Source organism: Mycobacterium sp. (assembly GCF_035697385.1).
GTDB lineage: Bacteria > Actinomycetota > Actinomycetes > Mycobacteriales > Mycobacteriaceae > Mycobacterium.
Window position 1 is genome coordinate 20,710 of the sequence record NZ_DASSCY010000366.1, and the last position, 6,382, is coordinate 27,091.

Annotated in this window: 5 protein-coding genes and 1 pseudogene; 2 read left to right on the forward strand and 4 right to left on the reverse strand. The window is 66.5% G+C overall.

What is annotated here, in order from left to right; genetic code table 11:
- The first annotated feature begins 2 nt into the window (after positions 1–2).
- Entirely contained in the window at positions 3–704 is a 702-nt protein-coding gene (locus VFH65_RS30365) for an IspD/TarI family cytidylyltransferase (protein WP_353326994.1), read from the forward strand.
- On the opposite strand, the gene VFH65_RS30370 is transcribed toward VFH65_RS30365, so the two are convergent.
- Complete coding sequence (locus tag VFH65_RS30370; RefSeq protein ID WP_353326996.1) at positions 679–1,404, reverse strand: IspD/TarI family cytidylyltransferase; 726 nt, start codon at positions 1,402–1,404, stop codon at positions 679–681. The two genes, VFH65_RS30365 and VFH65_RS30370, sit on opposite strands and share 26 nt — an antisense overlap.
- Before the next feature lie 17 nt (positions 1,405–1,421).
- Between VFH65_RS30370 and VFH65_RS30375 the strand changes: the two genes are divergently transcribed.
- Positions 1,422–2,615: an FAD-dependent monooxygenase gene (locus tag VFH65_RS30375; RefSeq protein WP_353326998.1), complete on the forward strand. Its 1,194-nt coding sequence runs from the start codon at positions 1,422–1,424 to the stop codon at positions 2,613–2,615.
- On the opposite strand, the gene VFH65_RS30380 is transcribed toward VFH65_RS30375, so the two are convergent.
- The 3 genes and pseudogenes from VFH65_RS30380 to VFH65_RS30390 all read right to left on the reverse strand — a co-directional run.
- Positions 2,612–5,362 (reverse strand): helix-turn-helix transcriptional regulator, encoded by a 2,751-nt coding sequence (locus VFH65_RS30380; RefSeq protein ID WP_353327000.1) that lies wholly within the window; start codon positions 5,360–5,362, stop codon positions 2,612–2,614. The genes VFH65_RS30375 and VFH65_RS30380 overlap by 4 nt on opposite strands.
- 57 nt (positions 5,363–5,419) lie before the next feature.
- Positions 5,420–5,842: a PPOX class F420-dependent oxidoreductase gene (locus VFH65_RS30385; protein WP_353327002.1), complete on the reverse strand. Its 423-nt coding sequence runs from the start codon at positions 5,840–5,842 to the stop codon at positions 5,420–5,422.
- Positions 5,843–5,996: 154 nt separating this feature from the next.
- A pseudogene (locus tag VFH65_RS30390) lies at positions 5,997–6,382 on the reverse strand (transcriptional regulator); the annotation flags it as partial.

Consider the following 6,382-nt stretch of genomic DNA (forward strand, 5'->3'; position numbering starts at 1 on the left):
CCGTGGCGGTGCCGTCAATCGTGGGGGCGATCGTGCCGCTGCCGATGACCGTCCCGGACAACGCGGCGGCCGCGCTCACGCCGTTGGCGGGGGAGGCCCCACTGGTCCGCGTTCTGCGCACGATGCTCGGTGTGTTGGCTGAGCCGGCTGCCGTCGTTGTCGCGACGGCTACACCCCTTCTTGACGATGTACGCGAAAGCCTTGCCGCCCAGGGCCTTTCCGCTGCTGTCACGGCGGCCGCCGACCCTGGTTCAAGGGCCCAATGTCTGACAGCCGGGTTGGAATACTTTGAGCGCGAGGAGATTTCGCCGCAGCTCGTGATCGTCCACGACGTCCGCCGGCCATTGGCATCTGCCGGCTTGTTCGGCCGCGTGATCTCAGCGCTGCGCAACGGCAGCACCGTCGTGATGCCTGCGCTACCTCTGACTGACAGCGTCAAATCCGTCGATGCGCACGGTTCGGTGACGGCCACCCTTGACCGTTCGGTACTGCAGGCCGTGCAGTACCCACGGGGTTTCGCGACCGATCAACTCGCCCGATTGCTCACCAAGCGCTCGTCCGACGAGTTCGACGAACTCGAGGAGGTCATTGCGGCGGGCGCGCCGATAACCGTTGTCGACGGCGATTCCAGTGCATTCGTCGTCGAACTTCCCCGCGACGCCGCGTTCGTCGAGGCGATCATCGCGCACGCGGGCGATTCGTGAGGAGGGCTTCGGCCACCGCGATGTCGTGGGCGTAGGTCACCTTGAGATTGCGTTCCTCGCCGTCGAAAGTGCGGACGTCGACGTCGCCGAACGTTTCGATGCACGACGAGGTGTCTGTGCCTTCGAATCCCTCCCGATTCGCGGCCTGATACGCCCGCAGCAACGGCAACGCGCGGAACGCCTGCGGTGTCTGTACGCGAACAAGCCTGCCCATGCCGCTCAACGACTCGAGGTCGCCGGACGCTGTCGTCACCACATCGGGGACGGTCACCGCTGGCAGGGCCCCGCCGAACGCACGGGCGACCGACAGCGCGGTGGCGAACATCTCGGGCCCCGCGATGGGCCGCGCGGCGTCGTGAATCAGGACGACGTCAACCGCACCCGTCTCGATGTCGGCGGCGAGATAGCTCAGCACATTGAATTCCGATGCGTGCCGGGTGTCGCCGCCCTCGACGAACTCCACATTCGCGGCTGCGAGCTCCCGCTGCACCGTGTCCTCGGCGAGCGCGCGCTCACCCCGCCTGAAGACCAGCACCGTTCGGGTGATGCCCGGCGCGCGCGTCACGGCGTCAAGCGACCACGACACCATGCTGCGCCCGGCCAGCGGGAGGTATGCCTTGTTGCCGTCGGCGCCGACACGGGTGCCGAGGCCGGCGGCCAGCACGACTCCCACGGCGTAGGCTCCCGACGACGACCCCATCCTCGTATCTTGGCACTGTGCAACGCCCGCTGACGATCCTGATCTCCGGTGCGGGCATCGCCGGTCCGACCTTGGCGTACTGGCTGGCGCGGCGGGGCCACCGGCCGATCCTCATTGAGCGAATGCCCGAGCTGAGGGTGGGCGGGCACGCGGTAGACATCCGCGGCACGGCTCTCGGCGTCACCGAACGAATGGGACTCGAAACCGCGGTTCGCGAGGCCCGCACCACGATCATGACCCTGTCTGCCGTGCGGCCCGACGGCCGGCGCACCTACGACGTGGCGCTGCGACCACTGCACGGGGCGCGCGGCGATCGCGAGGTCGAGATCATGCGAGATGACTTGGTGCGCATCCTGTTTGGCGCCATCGCCGACGACGTCGAAGTGGTCTTCGGCGACAGGGTGCGGGCCGCGGTTCCTCAAGAATCAGGTGCCGTCGGGGTCGAGTTCGAGCACGGCCCGTCGCGGGAAGTCGACATTGTCGTTGGCGCGGACGGTCATCACTCGGCGGTTCGCGAGCTGGTGTTCGGTCCGGAGAAGCGGTTCACCCATCATCTTGGCGCTTACCTGTCGATCTATACCGTCGACAACCTTCTCGGGCTGCGTGACAGGGCGGTGCTCTACAACGAACCCGGACGGGCGGCGGCGATGTTCACGGTGCGCGGCAACGAGCGGGCGAAGGTGGTGCTGCTGTTCCGCAGCCCCCCGCTCGCCATCGACTTCGCCGATCGCGCCGCCCAGCAAGACCTGCTGCGCAGGCGTTTTGCCGGGATGGGTTGGGAGACGGGGCGATTGCTCGAGGCGATGCCCGGCGCCTACGACTTCTACTTCGACGAGATGAGCCAGGTGCGGATTCCGAGCTGGTCGAAGGGTCGGGTCGTACTGCTCGGTGACGCCGCGTACGGCCCGTCGCCGATGTCGGGTCAGGGCACCTCGCTGGCCATGATCGGTGGCTACCTTCTCGCGCACCGAATCGCCACGGCAGCTGATCTGTCGACGGCATTTGCGTTGTGGGAAAGCGACTTTCGGCCCAACGTGCTGAGTAATCAGGCACTGGCCACCGGCGGGATGTCGACGCTGCTTCCCGCTTCCCGATGGGGCATTTTCGCACGCAATCAGTCGATGCGGGTACTGCCGCTGCTGGCGCGCTATGGCCGTGGCTTCGGCGGGCGGATCGAGCGGGTGTCGCGTGCGGTGGCGCTGCCCGACTAGCGGGCCGCGGCCTCCTGTCCCATGAGGTTGCCGAGCTCGGCGCGCGAGTGGATGCCGAGTTTGCGGTAAATCTGAGTGAGGTTGGCTTCGACGGTCTTCACACTGATGAACAGCTTTGCCGCCACGCCGCGGTTGGTCATGCCGGAGGCGGCGAGTTCGGCGACCCGCTGTTCGGACGGCGTCAGCCGCACGTAATTGCGTGGACTGACATTGGTCCGGGCCAATTCCGCGTGTGCGCGCTCCGCCCACAATGGTGTGCCCATGGTCTCGAAGGCACTCAACGCCTCGCTCAGAGTCGCCGCGGCGGCCTGCTTTTGTCGTTGCCGACGTTGGAGCTGTCCAAGCAGCAACTGAGTGCGTGCACGTTCGAATGGCATTGGCAGCCGGTCGTGTTCGGTCATCGCTTGGTACGCCGTTTCGACCGCCGCCTCGATGTCGCCGCGGGCCGCCAGAGTCATGCTGCGGCACCTCGCGCCTACCGCCAGCATCCACGCCCGGTCGAGCCGGCGACCGTTGCGTTCGAACTCTTCGATCAACGGATCGGCCTCGTCGAGGCGCCCCATGGCCACCATGGCCTCGATCGTCTCGGGGATGAACGAAGCGGACAGTATCTCGGTGCATGGGCGTGGCGCTGCCAGCAAGGGCTGCAAGATCGTGAGTGCCTCGGCGTAGTTTCCCTGCGAAGCCTCCAGGAACCCCAGGCTCACGGTTGGCAATACGGCCATCGGTGCGGAACCGCAGCTGCGGGCGGCGTCTATGGCGGCGCGGGCGTCAGCGCGCGTTTCGTGGGCTCGGCCAAGATACGAGGCAGCAGCGGCCCGAACAGACAGCGGTATCACGAGCACATGGTCACCGTCGATGTGTCTGGCCCGTTCGACGGCTTCCTCGGCGTAACCGGCCGCCTCGGTGAAGTGGCCGAGCCAAATATTGATCAGGCAGGAAAACCCGGCGATGGCCATCAGATCCCCTTCGGCACCGCGTTCGTCGCAGCGGCGCCGAAGGGCCAGCATCTTGTTGTGAGCGTCGTGAAGCCGCCCGGTGAAGGCCCGCATCAACGCATCAATGAGGCTGGCGCGGAACAGGATGGGGACATCGGTATCGCAATCCTCGAGTTCGAGCGCGCGTGCCAGGCTCGCCTCGTCCACGCCGTTTCCGGACTCGAAGTTGGTGTGTACCCACACGGCCAGCGTCTGGCTGATCAGTGCGGGGCGCCGATGAGCCTCCGCCGCCGAGATGGCTTGGCGCGCCACGCTCAACGCCTCATCGAACTGACCGGCGGCCCGCTGGGCGTGTGACAGCAACAGCAAGACGCGAATGCGAAGCCCCGAAACTTGTTGTGCGTCATCCAGCACGCTCTTCAGCAGATCTGCTGCCTCGACGAGCTTGTTGTCGTGGATCTGCATTCTTGCGCGCAAGGTCATTGCGACCGTGCGCAGCGGCCCGGGCGGCTGCTCGAGAGCGGGCAACAGGCACGCGGCGGCCTGATCCGCGTCGCCGGCCTGAAAGCGGTGATCTGCCGCCCTTATCCGGCGCAGCGGTGTGTCGCCGCCCAGGCCGATCGCCAGGTCAAGCAGCTCTGCTGCCGCAGCCGGCGCGCCCCGGGCACGCGCGGCGTCTGCGGCCTCGTCAAGCGCCTGCAGGACTTCCGGGTCTGCGCTGGCCGCTGACATCGCGAGATGCCGAGCCCTCAGCTCGGGCTGCTCGACGACCCCGGCAAGCGCCCGGTGCGCCGCGCGGCGCCGGGCGGGACTGACGTCGGTGTACACCCCGCGTGCAAGTAGCGGGTGTGAGAACCGCACCCGATTGCCTTCGATACCGACCATGCCGCGGCTCTCGACCTCTTCCAGCAGCCCGATGACTCGTTCTGCGGTGGTGTGGGTGGCACGCGCCAGCAGATCAACTGTGGGGTCGGCGACACACGAAGCGGCGAGCAGCAGGTCGAGAACGCCGTCGTCGAGGTCGCCCATTCGGATCCGCATCAGTTCGGCCAGCGTTTGAGGCAGGCCCTGTGTGGCGATGGAGGGCTGAACGCCGACGGTGCGCGCCATTTCCAAGGCATAGAACGGGTTACCTGCGGACACATCTGCGATGCGCGCCATGGTCGGACGGGAAAGTGTCCGTCCCAGTCGTTCGGAAATCATCGTGCGCAGTTCGCCCAGGCTCATCGGTCCCACGCGAATCCGTTGAAAACCAACGGGATTGGCCAGCTGCAGCCAGGATGTAGTCGCGTTGTGGTCGGTCCGCTCGGTGGCCAGCAGTCCCGCTCGCCCTTTCAACCGCCGGGCCGTGTACGCCACCACGCCGCGGCTGGACGCATCGAGCCACTGGAGGTCGTCGATCCCGATAAGCACCGGCGCGGCCTGAGCGAGTGCGCCAATGATCGAAACCAACGCTGCCGCCACTACACGTTGGTCCGTCGCGGGGCCGCCGCCGGTGTCCCGAAGCAGAACCCGGTCCACCGCCACGCGTTGCACGTCGGCCAACCCCGCCAATTCGTCCGGCTCGACATCGCTCAGGAGGTCGGCCAACGTGCCGTAGGCCAGCACCGACTCCGCCTCCCACGCCCGCGCCGACAACACGCGGAATCCATGCTCGCGGGCCTGGTCCAGCGTGGCCAGCCAAAGCGTGGTTTTTCCGATGCCGGCTTCACCCTCGATGACCAGACCGGACGGCTGGCGCTGCGCGGATGACAAGAACTCGGCGACCGACTCCGACTCGGCCGAACGGCTCACCATCCCGACAGCCACAACCCCATAATGAGCTGTTTGCTGGAGTGCGTCAGCCGAATGGTCAAAGCCGACGGGTCAGTTCGCCAGGTCGAACGCCTTGGTTACCTTGGTCGGCCTGATACGAACGACAAGCTCACCGGGGACGCCATTGCGCCTGCCGAACTCGTCGGCGCGATCGGGGCCCATATAGCGCCCGCCGGTCCGAGTGGCGATGTCGAGCAGCTCCTCGGGATCTTCGCTGATCGACGCGATGCCCTGAACCTGGACGAACGAGAACGGCGGCCGTGGCTCGTCCACGCACATCACTACGCGAGCATCACGGGCCAGCGCACGCCCCTTCGCGGTGTTCTTGCCGGTGTTGAAGGCCAATTCGCCGCCGTCGACGACGAACCAGACGGGCGCAACCAGCGGCCTGCCGTCGGATGCCAGATAACCCAACATTCCGGTGCGGGTGCCTTCGGACAGGAAATCGATCACGTCATCGGTGAGTTCGTCCACCTCATCACGGTAGATGTAGCCAAACGCGCCGACGAGGAAGGTCAGTCCTCGGCGTGACGGTCGTAGTCCCATCGCTCGAGCCGCACCTGTAGCTCGTACAGGCCCAGAGCGGCAAGCGGGGTACCGATCGACATGCAGATCATCATTAGCGCGTTCATGGCTCGCTCGAGTCGTTCTTCGTTGCTCTGACGGAACGGAGCGTATGTGCCGAGCGCAGCGAGGAACACGCGTAGGAAGCTACCTGTTTGTCGGCGCGGCGAAGAACATCCAGGGCGGCCAACCGCCTTTCGTGGTACCGATCCCGCTCGTCGGAAAGCCACTGCTCGGTCCAGCGGTCGAGCAGATCGCCGGCTCGCAGCAGCGGAAGCAGGTCGGCCACGAGAGTCGGATCCGCACCGGCCGGTTGGTCGTCGTCGAGCAGCCGCTCGATCAGATCGACCGCGTCATGCCAGTCCACCGAGACCTCCGGGGCCAACGCGACATACTGCGGATCCACCACCAGTAGCGGGTCGGCCCCGATCGGCCGCAGGCGCCACATCG